The organism is Cellulosimicrobium cellulans (assembly GCF_006539945.1).
In the GTDB taxonomy this organism is placed as follows: Bacteria; Actinomycetota; Actinomycetes; order Actinomycetales; family Cellulomonadaceae; genus Cellulosimicrobium; species Cellulosimicrobium cellulans.
This window is the reverse complement of sequence record NZ_BJNZ01000001.1, coordinates 151,670-170,758: the sequence shown is the minus strand read 5'-3', so window position 1 is coordinate 170,758 and position 19,089 is coordinate 151,670. Positions and strand designations below refer to the sequence as shown.

21 protein-coding genes and 1 riboswitch are annotated in these 19,089 nt (G+C 74.4%); of the genes, 14 read left to right on the top strand and 7 right to left on the bottom strand.

The genetic code is table 11. The features are described 5' to 3' along the window. Positions 1-100 precede the first annotated feature (100 nt). Positions 101-670, bottom strand: coding sequence for a TetR/AcrR family transcriptional regulator (locus tag CCE02nite_RS00730; RefSeq protein WP_174774874.1), 570 nt, complete (start codon positions 668-670; stop codon positions 101-103). Between the two features lie 110 nt (positions 671-780). Between CCE02nite_RS00730 and CCE02nite_RS00725 the strand changes: the two genes are divergently transcribed. Then, positions 781-1,623 carry an alpha/beta fold hydrolase gene (locus CCE02nite_RS00725; RefSeq protein ID WP_141387227.1) on the top strand — a complete coding sequence of 281 codons (843 nt, stop codon included), beginning with the start codon at positions 781-783 and terminating at the stop codon, positions 1,621-1,623. Positions 1,624-1,668: 45 nt separating this feature from the next. Here the strand turns inward: CCE02nite_RS00725 and CCE02nite_RS00720 are convergent, their stop codons facing one another. Beyond that, a complete protein-coding gene (locus tag CCE02nite_RS00720) occupies positions 1,669-2,949 on the bottom strand; it encodes an NYN domain-containing protein (RefSeq protein ID WP_141387225.1) in 1,281 nt (426 codons plus the stop codon). A 140-nt stretch (positions 2,950-3,089) separates the two neighbouring features. On the opposite strand from CCE02nite_RS00720, the gene CCE02nite_RS00715 reads away from it, so the two are divergent. From CCE02nite_RS00715 to CCE02nite_RS00700, 4 genes are read left to right on the top strand one after another with little or no spacing between them, the layout of a single operon-like run. Continuing rightward, entirely contained in the window at positions 3,090-3,911 is an 822-nt protein-coding gene (locus CCE02nite_RS00715; protein ID WP_141387223.1) for an alpha/beta fold hydrolase, read from the top strand. Positions 3,912-3,967: 56 nt separating this feature from the next. Further along, positions 3,968-5,329, top strand: a complete 1,362-nt coding sequence (locus tag CCE02nite_RS00710; RefSeq protein ID WP_141387221.1) for an MFS transporter — start codon at positions 3,968-3,970, stop codon at positions 5,327-5,329. Next, positions 5,326-5,919 carry a sugar O-acetyltransferase gene (locus CCE02nite_RS00705; RefSeq protein WP_141387219.1) on the top strand — a complete coding sequence of 198 codons (594 nt, stop codon included), beginning with the start codon at positions 5,326-5,328 and terminating at the stop codon, positions 5,917-5,919. Before CCE02nite_RS00710 ends, CCE02nite_RS00705 begins: the two co-directional genes overlap by 4 nt. A gap of 2 nt (positions 5,920-5,921) precedes the next feature. Then, positions 5,922-6,500 carry a TetR/AcrR family transcriptional regulator gene (locus CCE02nite_RS00700; protein ID WP_141387217.1) on the top strand — a complete coding sequence of 193 codons (579 nt, stop codon included), beginning with the start codon at positions 5,922-5,924 and terminating at the stop codon, positions 6,498-6,500. A gap of 13 nt (positions 6,501-6,513) precedes the next feature. On the opposite strand, the gene CCE02nite_RS00695 is transcribed toward CCE02nite_RS00700, so the two are convergent. Both CCE02nite_RS00695 and CCE02nite_RS00690 read right to left on the bottom strand, forming a co-directional pair. After that, complete coding sequence (locus CCE02nite_RS00695) at positions 6,514-7,068, bottom strand: GNAT family N-acetyltransferase (protein WP_141387215.1); 555 nt, start codon at positions 7,066-7,068, stop codon at positions 6,514-6,516. A 40-nt stretch (positions 7,069-7,108) separates the two neighbouring features. Then, positions 7,109-7,822 (bottom strand): hypothetical protein, encoded by a 714-nt coding sequence (locus tag CCE02nite_RS00690; RefSeq protein ID WP_255318553.1) that lies wholly within the window; start codon positions 7,820-7,822, stop codon positions 7,109-7,111. 312 nt (positions 7,823-8,134) lie between these two features. On the opposite strand from CCE02nite_RS00690, the gene CCE02nite_RS00680 reads away from it, so the two are divergent. The 5 genes from CCE02nite_RS00680 to CCE02nite_RS00660 all read left to right on the top strand — a co-directional run bounded on the left by CCE02nite_RS00680 (position 8,135) and on the right by CCE02nite_RS00660 (position 12,401). Then, entirely contained in the window at positions 8,135-10,432 is a 2,298-nt protein-coding gene (locus CCE02nite_RS00680) for a carbon starvation CstA family protein (RefSeq protein WP_141387211.1), read from the top strand. Then, complete coding sequence (locus CCE02nite_RS20850; RefSeq protein ID WP_308463672.1) at positions 10,429-10,662, top strand: YbdD/YjiX family protein; 234 nt, start codon at positions 10,429-10,431, stop codon at positions 10,660-10,662. The genes CCE02nite_RS00680 and CCE02nite_RS20850 overlap by 4 nt, the downstream gene beginning before the upstream one ends. Positions 10,663-10,680: 18 nt before the next feature. Then, complete coding sequence (locus tag CCE02nite_RS00670; protein ID WP_141387209.1) at positions 10,681-11,139, top strand: hypothetical protein; 459 nt, start codon at positions 10,681-10,683, stop codon at positions 11,137-11,139. A 5-nt stretch (positions 11,140-11,144) separates the two neighbouring features. Then, positions 11,145-11,663, top strand: coding sequence for a hypothetical protein (locus CCE02nite_RS00665; RefSeq protein ID WP_141387207.1), 519 nt, complete (start codon positions 11,145-11,147; stop codon positions 11,661-11,663). Positions 11,664-11,780: 117 nt separating this feature from the next. Further along, entirely contained in the window at positions 11,781-12,401 is a 621-nt protein-coding gene (locus CCE02nite_RS00660; protein WP_141387205.1) for a hypothetical protein, read from the top strand. Here CCE02nite_RS00660 and CCE02nite_RS00655 read toward each other — a convergent pair. Together CCE02nite_RS00655 and CCE02nite_RS00650 are read right to left on the bottom strand one after the other, a co-directional pair. Beyond that, positions 12,379-13,224, bottom strand: a complete 846-nt coding sequence (locus tag CCE02nite_RS00655; protein WP_218026988.1) for a siderophore-interacting protein — start codon at positions 13,222-13,224, stop codon at positions 12,379-12,381. The two genes, CCE02nite_RS00660 and CCE02nite_RS00655, sit on opposite strands and share 23 nt — an antisense overlap. Before the next feature lie 79 nt (positions 13,225-13,303). Next, positions 13,304-14,269, bottom strand: coding sequence for an ABC transporter substrate-binding protein (locus tag CCE02nite_RS00650; RefSeq protein WP_218026987.1), 966 nt, complete (start codon positions 14,267-14,269; stop codon positions 13,304-13,306). An 85-nt stretch (positions 14,270-14,354) separates the two neighbouring features. On the opposite strand from CCE02nite_RS00650, the gene CCE02nite_RS00645 reads away from it, so the two are divergent. The 4 genes from CCE02nite_RS00645 to CCE02nite_RS00630 all read left to right on the top strand — a co-directional run bounded on the left by CCE02nite_RS00645 (position 14,355) and on the right by CCE02nite_RS00630 (position 18,518). After that, positions 14,355-15,548: a sensor histidine kinase gene (locus CCE02nite_RS00645; protein WP_141387201.1), complete on the top strand. Its 1,194-nt coding sequence runs from the start codon at positions 14,355-14,357 to the stop codon at positions 15,546-15,548. A gap of 116 nt (positions 15,549-15,664) precedes the next feature. Next, positions 15,665-16,471: a LytR/AlgR family response regulator transcription factor gene (locus tag CCE02nite_RS00640; protein ID WP_141387544.1), complete on the top strand. Its 807-nt coding sequence runs from the start codon at positions 15,665-15,667 to the stop codon at positions 16,469-16,471. Positions 16,472-16,674: 203 nt separating this feature from the next. Next, the gene (locus tag CCE02nite_RS00635; RefSeq protein ID WP_141387199.1) at positions 16,675-16,998 is read left to right on the top strand and encodes a heavy metal transporter; all 324 of its coding nucleotides are present in this window, start codon (positions 16,675-16,677) and stop codon (positions 16,996-16,998) included. Next, positions 16,995-18,518 carry a sodium/solute symporter gene (locus CCE02nite_RS00630; RefSeq protein WP_141387197.1) on the top strand — a complete coding sequence of 508 codons (1,524 nt, stop codon included), beginning with the start codon at positions 16,995-16,997 and terminating at the stop codon, positions 18,516-18,518. Before CCE02nite_RS00635 ends, CCE02nite_RS00630 begins: the two co-directional genes overlap by 4 nt. A 69-nt stretch (positions 18,519-18,587) precedes the next feature. Here the strand turns inward: CCE02nite_RS00630 and CCE02nite_RS00625 are convergent, their stop codons facing one another. Continuing rightward, positions 18,588-18,851, bottom strand: coding sequence for a hypothetical protein (locus CCE02nite_RS00625; RefSeq protein WP_087470335.1), 264 nt, complete (start codon positions 18,849-18,851; stop codon positions 18,588-18,590). 135 nt (positions 18,852-18,986) lie between these two features. Further along, positions 18,987-19,089: riboswitch (SAM riboswitch) on the top strand.

Below are 19,089 nucleotides of genomic sequence, written 5' to 3'. Positions count from 1 at the left end.
GCTCTCTCGGCGTGTCGTGGGATCGCTCCCACATCCGCGGTGAGTCGACAGCGGGATCGGGGGCGGGGCGCGCGGCGGCCCGTGCGAGCGCCGGAACGGGTCAGGTGGTCGCCGGGACCGCCGCGTCGAGGATCGCCTCGGCCGCCCGGCGGGCCTGGTACGCGACGTCGACGTCCTGCGTGATGGCCGCCGTCGTCTGCGCGCCCTCGGCGAGCAGCACGACCTGGAGCGCGACGTCGTCGGGGAGCCCCGCCTCGCGCACGACGCCGCGGGCGTACCGCTGGAACGACTCCTTGTGCTCGCGCACGGCCGCGGCCACGGCGGGCGACGTCGCGCCGAGCTCTCCGAACGAGTTGATGAACGCGCACCCGCGGAACCCGTCCTCGCGGAACCACGTGTCGAGGAAGTCGAACACGGCGAGCAGCCGGCCGCGGGGCGTGGTCTCGCCGGCCGCCGCGCGGGCGATCCCCGCGTCCCACTGCTCGGTGCGGTGCCGCAGCACGGCGACGACGAGGTCGTCCTTGGACGGGAACAGCGAGTAGATGCGCTTGAGCGACACCCCGGCCTCGGCGCGGACCGCGTCCATCCCCACGGACTGGACGCCCCGCGCGTAGAACAGCCGGTCGGCGGCGGCCACGACCGCCGCGCGTGCGCTCGCGTCGTCGAGCATCGTCATCTCCTGTTCACGTCACACCACTTGCGGGGAGAACCATCGTTCTCTAGTGTAGCGACCAACGGGGAGAACGACCGTTCTCCCCGCTCCACGAAGGGAGCACGACCATGGGGTACATCACCGTCGGGCAGGAGAACTCCACCGACATCGAGCTCTACTACGAGGACCAGGGCGCCGGGCAGCCGGTCGTCCTCATCCACGGCTACCCCCTCGACGGGCACAGCTGGGAGCTCCAGAAGCGCGAGCTGATCGACGCCGGACACCGCGTGATCACGTACGACCGCCGCGGGTTCGGCGCGTCGAGCAAGGTCGGCAGCGGGTACGACTACGACACGTTCGCGGCCGACCTCAACACCGTCCTCGAGACGCTCGACCTGCGCGACGTGATCCTCGTCGGGTTCTCCATGGGCACGGGAGAGCTCGCCCGCTACGTCCACAACCACGGGCACGAGCGCGTCGCCAAGCTGGCGTTCCTCGCGTCGCTCGAGCCGTTCCTCGTCCAGCGCGACGACAACCCCGAGGGCGTCCCGCAGTCGGTGTTCGACGGGATCGCCGAGGCGGCCCGCGCCGACCGGTACGCCTGGTACACCGACTTCTACAAGAACTTCTACAACCTCGACGAGAACCTCGGGACGCGCATCAGCGAGGACACCGTGCGTGCGAGCTGGATCACCGCCATCGGGTCCGCTCCCGTCGCCGCGTACGCCGTCGTGCCCACGTGGATCGAGGACTTCCGCGCCGACGTCGAGGCGGTCCGCGCGGCCGGCAAGCCGACGCTCATCCTCCACGGGACCAAGGACAACATCCTCCCGATCGACGCGACCGGGCGACGTTTCCGTGAGCTCGTCCCGGACGCCGAGTACGTCGAGGTCGAGGGCGCTCCCCACGGCCTGCTCGTCACGCACGCGGCCGAGGTCAACGAGGCGCTGCTCGCCTTCGTCGGGCGCTGACGCACGCGGGCCGGGTGCCGGGGTGGCGGCGCCCGGCCCGCACCGTCAGGCGACCGACACGCGGTAGTCGTCGGCGTCGTCGTCCCACGCCAGGTCGACGGCGCCGGCGGCCTGCGCCGCCTTGCAGAACTGCAGGAAGCCGCGGTACCCGAGCGCCTTCTCGCTGAAGTCGGGGCGCTTCTTGCGGATCGCGTTCTTCAGCCCGGACAGGACGGTCGAGCCGCCTTCCTCCCGGACCACGTCGCGCACGAGCGCGAACGCCTGGTCGGTGTCGCCCTGCGCGGGCAGCGACACCTCCGGGTCCCCCGTCGCCGGTCCGGGCGCGAGCTCGACGAAGCTCCGGTCGGCGAGGAACCGCAGGAACTCACCGAAGTTCCGGAACCCGTAGTCGGCCTCGCTGAACGTCGGGTCCTTGCGCAGGAGCGTGCGCTTGAGCACCGACGCGGTGACGGGCCCGCTCGTGGAGGCCTCGAGGTCCGCGAGCGTCTGCGCGACGCGCACCTCCATGGGGACGTCCTCGCTCGGCGGCGCGTCGTCGTCGGCCTCGGGGGCGGCGGCCTCGACGAGCGTGGGCTCGTCGGTGGGCTGCTCGACGGGCGTCGTCCCACCGTCGACCTGGGCGTTCTCCGTCGCGACGGGCTCGCCGCGGCGGGACGAGCGACCGACCGCCTCGCCCAGCTCCGCGAGCGCGGCGGCGGCCGGCGTCTCGACCTCCGGCTCCGCGATCTCGGTCGCCTTGCGACGCCCGGACGTGCGCCCGCCCGAACGCTTCGGCTTGGCGCCGCCCGACGTCGTCGCACCGGACGCGCGCGATCCGCGGACCGAGCGGGGCTCCGGCTCGTCCGGGACGTCGACGCCCTCGAGCCGGTCGTAGAAGAGGAACTCGTCGCACGCGGGCGGCAGGAGGCGCGACGTCGACTTCTCGACGCCCACGCCGATCACGCGCTTGTTGAGCTCGCGCAGCTTGTGGACGAGCGGGGAGAAGTCGCTGTCCCCGGTGCACATGACGAACGTCGAGATGTAGTCGCGCTCGAACGCCATCTCGATCGCGTCGACGACCATCTTGATGTCGGCCGCGTTCTTGCGCGACGCGCCCATGCGCTGCGGCATCTCGATGAGCTCGACCTGGTGCCGCGTGAGCGAGCGCCGGTCCTCGTCGAAGTACGACCAGTCCGCGTACGCGCGCCGCACGACGACGCGCCCGCGCACGGCGAGCGCGTCGGCGATCGGCCCGAAGTCGAACGTCATGCCGCCCAGGTGCTCGCGCGCCCCGAGCGCGAGGTTCTCGTAGTCGATGAAGACGGCCAGGCGCTCCTCGGTGTCCATGCCCGTCAGCCTAGGTGCTGCCCGCCGCGACGCCCCACCGAACAGCATGGCGTCCCCCCGTCGATGAGTCCCGCGCCCCGCGCCGGTCGTCCTCGGTGGCGGACCGACGGCGCCCGCCGCACCGAGCCGAGGGAGCAGCCATGACCGACCGCGTCACGACGAGCCACGTCACTACAGCCCGAGGAGACACCGCCACCTACGACCTCCGCGGCGAGGGCCCCGGCCTCGTGTTCGTCGCCGGCGCAGGCCCGTTCCGCGCGATCGACCCGATCACCACCGAGACGGCCGGGCGCGTCTCCGCGCAGGGCGTGAGGACGGTCGTCCACGACCGCCTCGGGCGCGGCGAGAGCCCGGCCGACGGCGTGCTGGACCTCGAGCGCGAGCTGGCCGCCGTCGCGGCGGCGATCGCCGTGGCGGACCGCGGGTCGGGCCAGGGTGCCGTGCTGTGCGGGCACTCGTCGGGCTGCACGATCGCCCTCGCCGCCGCGCACGCGGGGCTGCCCGTCACCGGGCTCGTGCTGTGGGAGGCGCCGCTCGGCGACGACGCGGCCGCGACCGAGGAGTGGATCGACGAGTTCGAGCGCCGGCTCGACGCCGAGGACTACGTCGGCGCGACCGAGCAGTACATGAAGGACATGCCGCCCGAGTGGCTCGACGGCATGCGCCGCTCCCCCGACTTCGAGCAGCTCGCGCGCGGCTCTCGCAGCCAGCGCGCCGACGGCGAGTCCCTCGTCTGGGCGACGCGGGCGCTCGAGGACGGCACGCTCGCGACCGTGGACGTGCCGGTGCTCGCGACCTACGGGACGTCCACCTTCCCCGAGATGCCGGTCTCCGCGCGGAAGGTGGTCGCGGCGGTCCCGCACGGAGAGGTCCGCGAGGTCGAGGGCGCCTTCCACTCGTGGGAGCCCGTGACGATGGCCGAGGTGCTGGTGCGCTTCGTCCGCGAGGCCGACCAGCGCTGACCAGCGCTGACCTGCCAGTGTGTACGGTCGTACACATCGTGTGTACGATCGTCCGCATGTCGTCCCCCCTCCCCGCGCGCCCGGCGCCGGACGTCCGGCGGGCGCGGGTCGCCGTCGCCGCGCTGTTCCTCACGAACGGCGCGCTGTTCGCGAACCTCGTGCCGCGCTACCCCGAGATCAAGACCGGTCTCGACCTGGGCAACGCCACGTACGGGCTCGCCGTCGCCGCGTTCCCCGCGGGGGCCATCACCGCGGGGCTCGCCGCAGCGGCGCTCGTGCGCCGGTTCGGGTCGGCGCGCGTCGCTGTCGCCGGCACCGTGCTCACCGCGGCCGGGCTGCTGCTCGCGGGCCTCGCGCCCGCCCTGCCGCTGCTCGTCGTCGCGCTGTTCGCGGCGGGCGCGACGGACGCGTTCACCGACGTCGCGCAGAACGCGCACGGCCTGCGGGTGCAGCGCCGCCACGGCCGCTCGATCATCAACGGGTTCCACGCGCTGTGGTCGGTCGGCGCCGTGCTCGGCGGGGGTATGGCCGCCGCCGCGATCGCGCTCGACCTGCCGCTCGGCGTGCACCTCGCAATCACGGGAGCGCTGTTCTCGGTCGTCGCGCTCGTGGCCCTGCGCTCGTGCCTGCCCGGTCTGGACGGCGAGGTGCCCGACGGCGCCGCCGCCGAGGCCGGGACGAGCACCGCTCCGGGCTCTCCGGCACGCCCCGACGTCACGGCGGGCACGGCCGCAGTGGTCGTCGCGCGGACCTCCCGCGCACGCACGGCCGCGATCCTCGCGGCGCTCGTCCTGGTCGCCGTCGCGGGGACCCTCGTCGAGGACGCGGGCAGCACGTGGGCGGCGGTCTACCTCTCCGGCTCGCTCGGTGCCCCGGCGACGATCGCCGCGGCGGGGTTCGTCGCGCTCGTCGGCGCGCAGTTCGTCGGGCGCCTCGTGGGCGACCGGCTCGTCGACCGGTTCGGGCAGCGCGCCGTCGCCCGGTCCGGCGGCACGCTCGTGCTGCTCGGCACCGGGCTCGCGCTCGCGTTCCCGTCCGTCCCCGGCACGATCGCCGGGTTCGCCGCGGCCGGTTTCGGCGTCGCGACGCTCGTCCCCGCCGCGATGCAGCAGGCCGACGAGCTCCCGGGCCTGCGCACGGGGACGGGCCTCACGCTCGTGTCCTGGCTCATGCGGCTCGGGTTCCTCCTGTCACCGCCGATCGTCGGCCTCGTCGCCGACGCCACGAGCCTGCGCACCGGCCTTCTCGTGCTGCCGATCGCGGGCGCCGTCGTCGTGCTCCTCGCAGGCGTGCTCACCCCGCGACGTCCCACCCCGGGCCGGACGGACGTCGTCGAGCACGACCGCGACCGCACCCCCGACCGGCATGACGACCCCGACCACCGCACGACCCCCGCGCCCGAGGAGGCCACCGCATGACCACCGACTACTTCGCCGGCGACGGCCGCACGAGCTACGAGCGCATGGCCGCGGGCGACCTGTACGTCGCCGACGACCCGGAGATCGCGCGCGGCGTCCACCGGGGCATGCGACTCGTCGACGCGTTCCACCGCGCCGTCCTCGACGGCGACGGCGACGACACGCGCGCCCGCGAGATCCTCGCCGACCTGCTCGGGTCGCTCGGCGAGGAGGCGTGGGTCAAGCCGCCGCTCGCGGTGGACTTCGGCAGCAACGTGCACCTCGGCGACCGCACGTTCGTCAACTCCGGGCTCACCGCGCTCGACGTCGCGGCGATCACCATCGGCGACGACTGCCTCATCGGCCCGAACGTCCAGCTCCTCACCCCGACCCACCCCGTCGACCCGCAGCCCCGGCGCGACAAGCTCGAGGCGGCGGAGCCCATCACGCTCGGCGACAACGTGTGGCTCGGGGGCGGCGTGATCGTGTGCCCGGGGGTGACGATCGGCGACAACACGGTGGTGGGCGCGGGCTCCGTCGTGACGCGCGACCTGCCCGCGAACGTCGTGGCGGTGGGCAACCCGGCCCGGGTGATCCGCGAGAACATCTGACCATGAGCGCCCCCGAGGCCCCGACCGGACCGACGCCCCGCGCCCGCCGCCACGACCCCGAGCGGCGCGACCGCATCATCGACGCGTGCCTCGACGTCGTCGCCGAGCACGGCGTCGCGGGCACGTCGCACCGGCGCGTCGCGGCCGCGGCCGACGTCCCGCTCGGGTCGATGACGTACCACTTCGCCGGGATGGACGAGCTGCTGCGCGAGGCGTTCGGGCTGTTCACGCGCGACGCCGCCGCCCAGTTCGAGCGCCGCATGAGCGACGCGCGCACGCCCGAGGAGGCCGTGCAGGCGGTCACCACGCTCATCACGCACGACGTGTTCGCGACCCAGCGCGACCTCGTCCTGTCGCACGAGCTCTACACGCTCGCGGCGCGCGACCCGGCCTACCGGACGCTCACGAACGACTGGATGCGCCGCAGCCGCGACGCGCTCGGCCGCCACTTCGACCCCGCGACGTGCCGCGTGCTCGACGCGTTCATCGAGGGCATGACCATCCACCGCGCGCTCGACACCGAGCCGCACGACGACGTCGACGTCCTCGGCGCGGTCCGGCGCCTCACACGGGTGCCCTGACGGGGCGCTCGCGTCAGGGCGCGGTCACGTCGAACAGCTCGCACGTCGTGTCGTAGTACGCGTCGGTCGTGCCGCGGTGGGTCATGCCGATCCGCCGGCACACCGCCTGGGACGCCGCGTTGTCGGGGTGCGTCACCGCGACGACGCGGTCGAGCCCGCGCTCGAACGCGTGCGCGAGCACCGCGGCCGCTGCCTCCGTCGCGTACCCGCGACCCCACACGTCGGGGTGGAAGTGCCACCCGATCTCCGTGTCGCCCGACGGCTCCAGCGGGTCACCCGTGCCCGACGCCGGGATGGGCTTGAGCAGGACGGTCCCCACGGGCGCGGCGTCGGGCAGGCCCGCGCCCTCCCCCTCGCGCGGGACGACTGCCCACACCCCGTGCGTGCCGTCGTCGGCGGCGGCCCAGCGCTCGACCCGCTCCAGCGCCTCGTCGCGGTGCTCCAGGACGCGCGGCGTCACGCCGATGAACCGCATGACGTCCCAGCGCGAGTAGATGTCGAGCACGGCGTCGGCGTCGTCGGGCCGCCAGGGGCGGAGGGTGAGGCGTGGCGTCGTCAGGGTCTGCATCCCACCAGCCTAGGGACGTGCCCGCCCCGGCAGGGCCGGGTCAGACGATCTTCGGGAAGCTGAGGAGGAACCCCACGCCGACGACGAGGACCACGCACGCGAGCCCGACCATCGCCCACGAGGCACGCTCCTGGCGGAACCGGCCGGCGAACGCCCCGAAGAACAGCACGAGCGCGAAGAGCACGGTCGTGAGGGTGTAGTTGTCGCCCCGCTGGTTGTTCTCCAGCGCCTGCGCGAAGAGGGCGTCGGCCCGGGCGTCGGCCTCCCGCGCCTCCTCCTGCCCCGGCGGGACGTAGGAGTCGAGGGCGAACGGGCTCGGTGCCGCGTCGGGGTTCTGCAACGGGCGCGACGCGAGCCACTCGTCGAACGCCGGCCGGAAGTGCTCCGTGAAGCGGGCCCGGGTGAACTCCTCCAGCACCGTGTCCTCGGTCGCGTACGCCTCGAGCCACAGCGAGAACACCTGCAGGTCGATCTCGCGCGCGGCGTCGGCGTGCGCCCGCTCCGTGGACGCCTCGATGCGCTGCGTCGACGCGCGCGAGAAGGCGATCGACATCTCGCCGCCCCACTTGCTCGCCTCGAACCCGCTCCACGCGGTGAGGACGGCCGTCACGGCGAGCAGCACCACCGTCACGGTCTCGCGCCACGACCGCCTCGCGTGCCCGTCACGCTCGGCCGTCTCGCCCGGCTCGGTCCGCTCGACCGGCCCGGTCTCGGTCAGCTCGGCCTGCTCGACCCGCTCGCCCTCGTCGGCCACGGCAGGACAGTAGCCCGGAGGCACACGCACCGCGCGGCGAGCCTCGGCCGCGCCGGTGCAGCGAGCGCCGCGGCGGGTCGCGACGTGCGTGACGAGCGGGGTGACGCAGGGACGGCATCGGCACAGGCACCTCCGGCGGGACGGATCGAACGTATCCCGGCTCTCGGGGACGCTCGGCGGCCACCGTTCGTCGCACGCGGGCCACCGTTCGTCGCACACCTCGACCGCCGGTCGACGTGACCTGGATCACCCCCTCGCGGGCTCCCTAGCCTTCCGTGGTCGGACGCAACGACGCGACCCTGGAGAGGCTCGATGACGACAGACACCCGCGCGGCGCGGAACGCCGCCCCCGACGAGCCGGAGATCGTGCCGGACCCGTCGCTGCCCCCCACCGCAGTGCCCGACTCCGCCCCCGGAGCGCAGACGCGGACCCGCTGGACGCCGCAGAAGATCGCCCTGTGGGCCGCGATCTCGCTGCTCGGCGGCATCGCCTGGGTCATGCTCGCGGTCGTCCGCGGCGAGACCGTCAACGCGATCTGGTTCGTGTTCGCGGCCGTCTGCACCTACCTCATCGGGTACCGCTTCTACTCCAAGGTCATCGAGCGCTACATCACGCGCCCCGACGACCGGCGGGCGACCCCCGCCGAGTCTCGCGAGGACGGCAAGGACTACGTCCCGACCGACCGCCACGTGCTCTTCGGCCACCACTTCGCCGCGATCGCCGGGGCGGGCCCGCTCGTCGGCCCGGTGCTCGCCGCGCAGATGGGGTACCTGCCGGGCACGATCTGGATCATCGTCGGCGTCGTGCTCGCGGGCGCGGTGCAGGACTACCTCGTCCTGTTCTTCTCCATGCGCCGCGGCGGACGGACCATCGGCCAGATGGCGCGCCAGGAGCTGGGCCGCGTGGGCGGCACCGCCGCGATCGTCGCGTCGCTGCTCATCATGATCATCATCGTCGCGATCCTCGCGCTCGTCGTCGTCAACGCGCTCGGCGAGAGCCCGTGGGGCGTCTTCTCCGTCTCGATGACCATCCCCATCGCGCTCTTCATGGGCGTGTACCTGCGCTACCTCCGCCCGGGCAAGATCACCGAGGTCTCGGTCATCGGCTTCGTCCTGCTGCTCGCCGCGATCATCGGCGGCGGCTGGATCGCCGACACCGCCTGGGGCGCCGACCTCTTCACCCTCGACCGCACGACCATCGCGGTCGGCGTGATCGTCTACGGCTTCGTCGCCGCCGTGCTGCCGGTGTGGCTCCTGCTCGCCCCGCGCGACTACCTGTCGACGTTCATGAAGGTCGGCGTCATCGTCGTCCTCGCCGTCGCGGTGATCGTCGTGCGGCCGGAGATCACCGTCCCCGCGATCAGCGAGTTCGCGAGCGGCGAGACCGGCCCGGTGGTGTCCGGAGCGCTCTGGCCCTTCCTCTTCGTGACGATCGCGTGCGGTGCCCTGTCCGGGTTCCACGCCCTCATCGCGTCGGGCACGACGCCCAAGCTCGTCGAGAAGGAGCGCCAGACGCGCTTCATCGGCTACGGCGGCATGCTCATGGAGTCGTTCGTCGCGATCATGGCGCTCGTCGCCGCGATCTCGATCGACCGCGGGATCTACTTCGCGATGAACTCCTCCGCGGCCGCCACGGGCGGCACCGTCGAGGGCGCGGTCGCGTTCGTCAACGGGCTCGGCCTCATGGGGGTCGACCTGACGCCGGACATGCTCACGTCCACGGCCGCGGCCGTCGGTGAACCGTCGATCGTGTCTCGCACGGGCGGCGCCCCGACGCTCGCGCTCGGCCTCGCGCACATCATGCAGCAGCTCGTGGGCGGCACCGCGATGATGGGCTTCTGGTACCACTTCGCGATCATGTTCGAGGCACTGTTCATCCTCACGGCCGTCGACGCCGGCACGCGCGTCGCGCGGTTCATGCTCCAGGACACGATCGGCAACGTGGCGCCCAGGTTCCGGGACGTGACGTGGCGGCCGGGCGTGTGGTTGTGCACCGCGATCATGGTCGCCGGGTGGGGCAGCATCCTCTACCTCGGCGTCACCGACCCGCTCGGCGGCATCAACACGTTCTTCCCGCTCTTCGGCATCGCGAACCAGCTCCTCGCGGCCATCGCGCTCGCCGTCGTGCTGGCGATCGTCGCCAAGCGCGGCCGCAGCTACCAGCGCTGGCTGTGGATCGTCGCGGCGCCGCTCGCGTTCACCGCGGTCATCACCATCTGGGCGTCGATCGAGAAGATCTTCTCCCCCGTCCCCGCGGTCGGGTACTGGGCCAACCACAACGCGTTCAAGGACGCGCTCGCCGCGGGCGAGACGTCGTTCGGCACGGCGGGCTCGGTCGAGGCGATGGAGGCGGTGGTCCGCAACACGTTCGTCCAGGGCACGCTCTCGATCGTGTTCGTCGTCCTCGCGATCGTCGTCATCGTCGCGTCGGTCCTCGTGACCGCGAAGGCGCTGCGCGTCGGCGGCGGCACGAACCACGAGGACCCGCCCGTGGTGTCGCGCCGCTTCGCCCCGGCCGACCTGTTCGCGACGAAGGCCGAGAAGGAGATCCAGAAGGAGTGGGCGGCGCTGCCGCCCGAGAAGCGTCCTGCCGCGACGGGGCACCGGTGACGGTGCCGCAGGGCTCGCAGGGTCCCGCCACGACGGTCCGCGCGACCGTCGTGGCGGGGCTCCGCGCCGTCCGCTGGTACGTGCGGCAGGTGATGGGCGACGACGCGTACGCGACCTACGCCGCGCACCAGCGCGCGGTGCACCCGGGCGGCGTCGTCATGACCGAGCGCGAGTTCTGGCGCATGCGGCACGCCGAGCAGGACGCCAACCCGGGGTCGCGCTGCTGCTGACGGCCTAGGCTCGGCGCCGTGCTCCGCGTCCCCTTCGACCTGCTCCTGCCGCGGGTCTCGACCTCCGACGTCCGCCGGCGCGCCGCGGAGCTCCCCCGGCGGCAGGAGGTCCGGGTCCGCGTGCGCGACGACGTGCTCGTCGCGCGCCGCTGGGCCCCCGGCACGCACGCGAGCGGGCACAGCGTGCTGCGCGCCCGTCTCACCGAGGAGCCCGACGGCGTCCGCGTGCGCGGGGCGGTGGCCCCGAGCGGGCTGGACCTCGCCCTGGTCGCGATCTGGCTCGCCGCGGCCGTCGGGATCGCTTCCCTCGGTGCCGTCTACCAGAGCGGGGTCGCGTGGCTCGTCGCGCTCCTCCCCCTCGCGTTCGGTGCCGTCTTCGCCGCCTGGCTGCCCGGGGCCGCCCGGTCCGGTCACGACGTGCTGCTCCGGGCGCTCGCCGACCTCGGTGAGAGGCCCGGCTCGGACGGGCTACGGTGACGCGCGTGGCTCGCCCTCCCGTCCGCATCACGTCCGACCCGCCGCGGGGGACCTTCTCCGCGTGCACCCTCGTGCTCGCCACCGACCCCGAGACGGCGGCGGGGTGGGTCGCCGCCGCGTTCGGCGCGCTGCGCTGGAAGCGCCGGGCGTCCGACGTCGCGCACCGCGAGGGCGCGTCGCTGTGGGAGGTCGGGGGCGCGGCCCGCGCGTTCTTCCTCGACGACCTCGACGTGCTCCGCCTCGTCACCCCGCGCGCGGCGGCGTTCTTCTCCCACGGGCGGGCCGTCGCGACGGTCCGGCCCGACGGCGCCGCGCACCGCACCGTCGTCACGCTCTCCCTCGTCGAGGGCCAGCTCTCCTGCCGCGAGAGCTTCGGTGCCGTCGCGCGGCACCTGCACGAGGTCGCGGTCCGCGCCGGGGCGCTCCCGCCCGACGACGTCCCGGTGTGGACGAGCGCCTACGACCTGCCCGCCGGCTCCCCCGGCGACCCGCGGTCGCGCAAGCGCCTGTTCCGCGGCTCCTGAGCGGAAGGCTGCGGGCGGCGTGCCGTCGGCCCAGGACGCGCACACGCCGACGACGTCGTGCGCCGTGCGGGCGGGCTGCCCGGCGCGAGGGCGGGGCACCGTGGGACGATGCCGCCCGTGACGGAGCTGACCTTGCACGACGACGCCAAGCGCCGCGTGGTGCGCGCCAACCTCATGTTCGTCGCGATCCTCGTGCCGATCCTCGGGCTGACGGCGGTCTCCCTGGGGATCAGCACGCGCAACCTCGCCCTCGCGGTCGGGTACGCGTGCGTCGTGCTCGCGATGATCCCGCTGACGTACGTGCTCGCGCGCCGTCTCACCGACCGCTCCCGCGTCACGTTCGGCGACGGGTCCGTGACGGTCCAGGGCTGGGGCCGGCCACGACGCTTCACCGTCGCCGAGATCGAGCGTGTCGTCACGGTCGACAGCATGGGGTTCGGGGGCACGACGCCGACGCACCACCTCATCGTCGTGGGGCCGACGAAGCGCCTGGCCCTGCTCGTCGGGCAGATGTGGGACCGCGACCAGCTCTCGGCCGTCGCGCTCGACCTCGCGCACCGCGGCGTCCCGCTCCACCCGATCCACCAGCCGATCACGCCCGTGCAGCTGCGGGCGATGGACCCCCGGCTCGTGCCGTGGCGTCAGGCGCACCCGGTCGCGCTGGGCCTGCTCGTCGGGCTCGGCGTGCTGCTGTTCTTCCTGGTCGCGTTCGTCGTCATGGTCGCGCTCCTCGTGTGATGGCCGCGTCCGGCCGGGCGCGGTCGTGCCAGTAGCCCTGGGCGTGCACGCGCGACCGCGCCACGCCTGCCGCCACGAGCTCGGCCCGGACGCGCGCGACCGTGGCGCTCTCCGTCGCGCACCACGCGTAGAAGCCGTGGCCCGCAGCGGACGCGGACCGGCCGTGCTCCGCGACCCAGCCGCGGACGGCGCCCAGCACCGCCCGCTCGGCACCGCCGCGTCGCGCGCGGGGCACGTGCTCGACGCGCACGGTCGCGGTCACGTCCCCGAGCGGGGCGTCCGCCGGGTCGTCGGCCTCGACGAGCACGTGCGCCCGGACGTCGGGGCCGAGGCTCGCGAGGATCCCGCGTACCGCGGGCGCGGAGGTCTCGTCGGCGACGAGGAGCACCTGCCCGACGGCGGGCCCCGGGTCCCACTGGGTGCCGTGGTCGGTCACGCCGAACCGCGCGTGCGGGGCGGAGAGCAGCACCCGGTCCCCGGGCGCCGCCCGCCGCGCCCACGCGCTCGCGGGTCCGGCGGGCTCGTGCAGGTACAGGTCGAGGTCCACCTCGGCGTCCTGCGCCCGCACGGCCACGGGCGTGTACGAGCGCATCACCGGCCGCACGTCGTCGTCGAGCGCGGACCACTCACGCCGCCACGCGCTCTCGGACGCGAGCCCCGCACGCCGGGCGAGCTCGTCCGCACCCGGCCCGGGGAGCAGGATCTTCACGCGCTGGTCGAGCCCGACGTCGGCGCACCCCGCCAGGTCGGGACCGGCGAGGGTCACGCGCACGAGGCGCGGGCCGACGTCGTGCACGCGCGCGACCGTCGTCGGGAAGAGCACGTTGGGCGACCGGTGGAACCGGCACCCGGCCGCGCCCCCTGCCGGGCTCCCGACCGGGCCCGAGGACCCGGCCGGCCGGTCAGGACCCGGCACGGTCCTGGAGGAACTGCTCGACGTCGTCGAGCACGGCCTGGCCACCGAGCGGGCCGACGCCGCTGATCCAGTACGACTGGTCGACGACGCGCACGTCGGGGAACGCACCCGCGTTGAGCGGGATCTCGGCCGGGACCGCGGCCGGGTCGGCCGGGTCGGCGGCAGAGACGAGGACGAGGTCGGCGGCGGCCTCGGTCACGCGCTCGGGCGACAGGTCGACCGAGATGTCCTCGCCCCAGTCCTGCTCCGGCGTCGAGAACCCGACGCACTCGAGCGTGCTGCCCGCGAACGACCGCGGGCCGTAGGCGGACACGATGCCGTCGCGGGGGCGCAGGAGCTGCGCCGTCCCGGTGACGTCGTAGTCCTCCTGGAGCTGGGCGCACCGCTCGTCGTAGGCGTCCAGCAGGGCCTGCGCGTCGGTCTCGCGGCCGAGCGCGCGACCCACGAGCAGCACGTTCTCCTGCCAGGGGTCGGTCTGCGTCGCCATGAAGACGGTCGGCGCGATCCCCGCGAGCTGGTCATAGAGGTCGGCGTGGCGCGACTCCGTGCCGAGGATGAGGTCCGGCTCGAGCGCGGCGATGGCCTCGAGGCTCGGCTCGGGCACCGTGCCCACGACCTCGATCGCCTGCGCGTCCTCGCCGAGGTACGCCGGCACGCCGGTCTCGACGCTCAGCACGGCGGCACCGACCGGGACGACGCCGAGCGCGACCGCGGTGTCCGTCTCCACGGGCTCGAGCGTCACGACGCGCTGCGGCGCCGCCGCGAGCTCGGCGGTCCCGCGCGCGTGCTCGACGGCGTACCCCGCGGCGGTGGCGTCCACCGTCGCCGTCGGCGCGGGTTCCGCCGGGCCCGACGAGCAGGCCGTGAGCAGGGCGGAGGCGAGCACGAGCGCACCCGCGAGGGCGCCGCGGCGCACGCGGGGGCTGGACGATGCGGTCCGGGAGATCGGCACAGGGTTTCCTTCTTCACGCGTAGGTTTGCCTCACCTTATCTCCGGAGGGGCCGGGAGACGACGTGACGCTGGTTACGATCGCTGCATGTCCGGGCCCGTATTCGCCGGCGCCGCCGCCGGTCTCGTCGTGGGCGTGCTGCTCACCCTCGGGCTCGTGCTCGCCTGGCGGCTCGCGCGGGGGTCGCGCGAGCTCGGGAGCGACTCGGACCGCGCCACGTTCCGCACCCTGCACCTCGCGTCGCGCGCCGCGACGCACCTGCGCGGCGGGCTCGACGGCGACGACGTCGGCCGCGCCGCCCGCTCGCTGCGACAGCTCCTCGGCGCCGACGCGCTCGCCGTGATCACCGCCGAGGGCGCGGTCGCGCTCGACGGCAGCACGACCCTCGAGCCCGACGCGCGCCGGGTCGCCGAGCGCGTGCTCGCCACCGGTCGGCGGCACGTCGAGAGCGGGACCGCCGGGCACGAGGGCGGCGACGTCGCGGACGCCGTCGGGGCGCCCGTCGTCGCGGGCGGGCGCGTCGCGGGCGTCGTCGTCGCGTTCGCGGGCACGGTCCGCCCGCCGCTCGTGCGCGCGACGGGCGAGGTCGCGCAGTGGTGCTCGGCCCAGCTCGAGCTGGGCGAGCTGGAAGCGTCGCGCACCGCGCTCGCGCAGGCCGAGCTGCGCGCTCTGCGCGCCCAGATCAGCCCGCACTTCGTCTACAACGCGCTCGGCGCCATCGCGTCGTTCATCAGCACGGACCCGGAGCGGGCGCGTGACCTCGTGCTCGACTTCGCCGACTTCACGCGCTACTCGTTCCGGGGCCGCGGCGACTTCACGACCCTCGCGGACGAGCTGCGCTCCATCCACTCCTACGTCGAGCTGGAGCGCGCCCGGTTCGGCGAGCGCCTCGCCGTGACCCTCCAGATCGCGCCCGAGTCGCTGACGACCGTCATCCCGTTCCTGTCGGTGCAGCCGCTCGTCGAGAACGCGGTCCGGCACGGGCTGGAGCCCCGGGAGCGCGGCGGCACGATCGTCATCACCGCGCGCGACGAGGGCACCCAGACCGAGATCACCGTCGAGGACGACGGCGTCGGCATGGACCCCTCCGTCGTGCGCGAGCTCCTCACGTCCCGCGGCAGCGAGCACGTGGGCCTGCGCAACGTCGACCGACGTGTGCGCCAGCTCTACGGCGACGACCACGCGCTCGACATCGAGACCGCGCCCGGCTCCGGCACGCTCGTGCGCCTGCGCGTGCCGCGGTCCCAGCCCTTGCACGAGACGGAGGTGAGCGTGCCGTGACCGGCACCGACCCGACACCCGGCCCGGCGGGCGGGCGGACGCCTGCCCAGCCGCCGCGCCGCCCGGCGAGCCCCGGCGCCGCGTCCGAGGACGACCCGGCCGACGTCGGGCTCGACGTGCTCGTCGCCGACGACGAACGGCCCGTGCTCGACGAGCTCGTCGCCCTGCTGCGGCGCGACCCGCGCGTGCGGACCGTGATCGGGGTCGCGACCGGCTCGGAGGCGCTGCGCGAGCTCTCCTCGCGCACGGTCGACGCGGCGTTCCTCGACATCCACATGCCCGGCCTCACCGGCCTCGACCTCGCCCGTGCGCTCTCGCGCTTCGCCGACCGGCCCGCCGTCGTGTTCGTCACCGCCGACGAGGCCCGCGCGCTCGAGGCGTTCGACGTCGAGGCGGTCGACTACGTGCTCAAGCCCGTGCGCCGCGAGCGCCTGACGCGTGCTGTCGACCGCGTCGTGGAGCGGGTCGCGGACCGCGCCGGGCGGGGCGGTGCTCCCGGCGCCGTACCGGACGGCGCGTCGACACCGCCGACGGGCGGAGCCCCGACGGGCGCCCCCTCCCGGCCGGGCCCCGAGGCGCCGGAGGACGAGACGCTCGTCGTGACCGTCGGGACGACGACGCGCCTCGTCCGGCGCAGCGCCGTCCGGTGGGTCCAGGCCCAGGGCGACTACTCGCGCCTCGTGACGGACACCGAGCAGTTCCTCGTGCGCGAGCCGTTGTCCGACCTGGAGGAGCGCTGGGCCCCCGCCGGGTTCCTGCGCGTCCACCGGTCGTACCTCGTGGACCGCGCGGCCGTGACCGCGGCGCGGTTCGGCGGCGCGCAGCCCGCGCTCGTCGTCGCGGGCCACGAGGTCCCGGTGAGCCGCCGCATGGTCCCGGCGGTGCGCGAGGCGCTGCTCGGCCCCCACCGGGGTCCGTCGTGACCGGCTCGGACCCGTCGTCGGACCCGACCTCGTCCGGCGACGGATGCGTTCCCGCTCCAGCGCTGCGTCCAGGGACGCAGCACTCGGCCGCGGACGCAGCGCTCGGCCGGGGGCGCGTGCGCGTCCGGTCGACGGACGCGCGGCCCGACACCGGGCCGCCGTCGGACACCTCGCGAGGTCGCCCCGAGGAGCCGGACGACGACGTGGCCCACTACACGCGCGGCCTCGTCCGCGCGCAGCTCCGGCTCGGGCTCGCGTGCGTGGTCTCGTTCCTCGTGGTCGTCACCCTGCTCACGGTGACGATGAGCGCGGTGCCCGCCCTGGACGCCGTGGTGATCCTCGGCGTCCCGCTCCCCTGGATCGTGCACGCGTACGGCTTCTACCCCGTGATCGTCGCGTTCGCGGTCGTGTTCGCCGTCGCGGCGGCGCGCAACGAGCGCCGGTACCGCGCGCTCGCCGAGGGATCGGCAGGGCCCGGCGAGGCCGGGCCGGACGAGGCAGTCCCCGACGAGGCAGGCGCCCCGTGAGCGCGCTGCCCCTCGTCGCGATCGGGCTGCTCCTGCTCGCGACCGGCCTCATCGGGTTCTACGGCCTGCGCATCTCCCGCACCACGAGCGACTTCTTCGTCGCGTCGCGCACGGTGCGCCCGGTGTGGAACGCGTCGGCGATCAGCGGCGAGTACCTGTCCGCGGGCACGTTCCTCGGCCTCTCGGGGCTCGTGCTGCTCTCCGGCGCCGAGGCGTTCTGGTTCCCCGTCGGGTACGCGGCGGGCTACCTGCTCGTCCTGCTGTTCGTCGCCGGCCCGCTCCGCCGCAGCGGCGCCTACACGATCCCCGACTTCGTCCACGCCCGGCTCGACTCCGTCGTCGCGCGCCGCGTCACGAGCGTCCTCGTGCTCGTCATCGGGTGGCTCTACGTGGTGCCGCAGCTCCACGGCGCGGCGCTCGTCATCACGAGCGTCGCGCCCGTGCCGCCGTGGGTCGGGTCGGTGGGGATCGCGGTCGTCGTGAGCGCGGTCGTCGCGGCGGGCGGCATGCGCTCCATCACGTTCGTCCAGGCGTTCCAGTTCTGGGTCAAGCTCACCGCGCTCGCGCTGCCCCTCGTGTTCGTGCTCATGGCGCTCGGCGGGGCGTTCGAGCCCGGCGGCGCGACCGTCACGTTCGACCCCGCCGCCGTGTTCCCCCACGACGCCGGGCCCGGCGGCCTCGACGCGTACGCAACCGTCTCGCTCCTGCTCGCGCTGCTGCTCGGCACGACCGGCCTGCCGCACGTCCTCGTGCGCTTCTACACCTCGCCCGACGGCGGCTCGGCCCGTCGCACGACCGTCGTCGTGCTCGTGATGATCAGCGTCTTCTACATGGTGTCGAGCACGCTCGGCCTCGTCGCCCGGGTCGTCGCGCCCGACCTCGCGACGCCCGGGGTCGCCGACACCGTGGTGCTCACCCTGCCGACCCGCCTCGTGCCCGGCCTCGGCGGCGAGCTGCTCGCGGCCCTCGTCGTCGCCGGGGCGTTCGCGGCGTTCCTCGGCACCTCGTCGGGGCTCGTGGTGGCGCTCGCGGGCGTCGTGAGCCAGGACCTGTTCGGCGGGACCGTGCGGTCGTTCCGGTGGTCGGCGGTCGCGTGCACGCTCATCCCGCTCGCGTTCGCGCTCGTCACGATCCCCCAGGGCCTCGTGACGAGCGTCGGGACGGTGTTCGTGTTCGCCGCCTCCGCGCTGTCGCCCGTGATCCTGCTCGGCGTGTGGTGGCGCCGCCTCACCGCGCGCGGCGCGGTGGCGGGGATGGTCGTGGGGTCCGTCCTGTGCGCGACGGCGCTGCTCGCCTCGTCCGCGCTCGTGGCCGCGGGCTACGGGACGGGCTCGTCCGGCACGACGGCGGACGGTCTGCCCGGCGTCGTGCGCGCCCTGCTCGCCCAGCCCGCGGCGTGGACCATCCCGCTCGCGACGGCGACCGTCGTCGTCGTGTCGCTCCTCGACCGCCACGGCCCGCCGCTGCGTACCGACCGGTTCCTTCGGCGCCTGCACGTCCCGGAGCTCCGGCGCCGTTGACGACGGTGCAGAGCCTGAGATCTGTAGCGTAGAGAGCGTGAGATCTGTAGCGCAGGAGCCCTGACCTGGTCAGATCCAGCGCGCGCCGATCTCGTCGTGGAGCTGCTGCGTCTTCTGCACGCGCAGGACGCCGTCCTCGACCGCAGCCTCCAGGCCGACCTCCCGCGCGATGGCGACGATCGCGTCGCGCTGCTCCGGGTGGTCGTCGGCGTCGCCGCCGTCCCAGAGCTCGAGCCACCGGTCGGTGGGGTCGTCGCTGCCGCAGTCGGCCCACACCCGGCAGATCCGGTCGAGCTCGTCCTGCGTCATCGGGCGGGTGGGAGTGGCGTACACGGCGGGCTCCTGTGCTCGGGTCGGTCGACGAGTCGCGACTCACCTTAGAGGGCGGCGGGAGGGATCACCCGCCGACGGGACGTCTCACCTGGCGGGCGCCCTCGACCGCATGTCGGATGGGTCGTAGGATCGTGGCAACCATCCAGAGCGGTCGAGAGTCCTGGCTCGACGACACCGCAGCAACCCGCCGACGGAAGCCTCCCGAGGACAAAGGTGCTAACGCCAGGGTCGATGGAGC

Bases quoted from the DNA above. Each gene is read 5' to 3' on its own strand.
- CCE02nite_RS00730 (WP_174774874.1), bottom strand. From the start codon at position 670: ATGCTCGACGACGCGAGCGCACGCGCGGCGGTCGTGGCCGCCGCCGAC.
- CCE02nite_RS00725 (WP_141387227.1), top strand. From the start codon at position 781: ATGGGGTACATCACCGTCGGGCAGGAGAACTCCACCGACATCGAGCTC.
- CCE02nite_RS00720 (WP_141387225.1), bottom strand. From the start codon at position 2,949: ATGGACACCGAGGAGCGCCTGGCCGTCTTCATCGACTACGAGAACCTC.
- CCE02nite_RS00715 (WP_141387223.1), top strand. From the start codon at position 3,090: ATGACCGACCGCGTCACGACGAGCCACGTCACTACAGCCCGAGGAGAC.
- CCE02nite_RS00710 (WP_141387221.1), top strand. From the start codon at position 3,968: ATGTCGTCCCCCCTCCCCGCGCGCCCGGCGCCGGACGTCCGGCGGGCG.
- CCE02nite_RS00705 (WP_141387219.1), top strand. From the start codon at position 5,326: ATGACCACCGACTACTTCGCCGGCGACGGCCGCACGAGCTACGAGCGC.
- CCE02nite_RS00700 (WP_141387217.1), top strand. From the start codon at position 5,922: ATGAGCGCCCCCGAGGCCCCGACCGGACCGACGCCCCGCGCCCGCCGC.
- CCE02nite_RS00695 (WP_141387215.1), bottom strand. From the start codon at position 7,068: ATGCAGACCCTGACGACGCCACGCCTCACCCTCCGCCCCTGGCGGCCC.
- CCE02nite_RS00680 (WP_141387211.1), top strand. From the start codon at position 8,135: ATGACGACAGACACCCGCGCGGCGCGGAACGCCGCCCCCGACGAGCCG.
- CCE02nite_RS00645 (WP_141387201.1), top strand. From the start codon at position 14,355: ATGTCCGGGCCCGTATTCGCCGGCGCCGCCGCCGGTCTCGTCGTGGGC.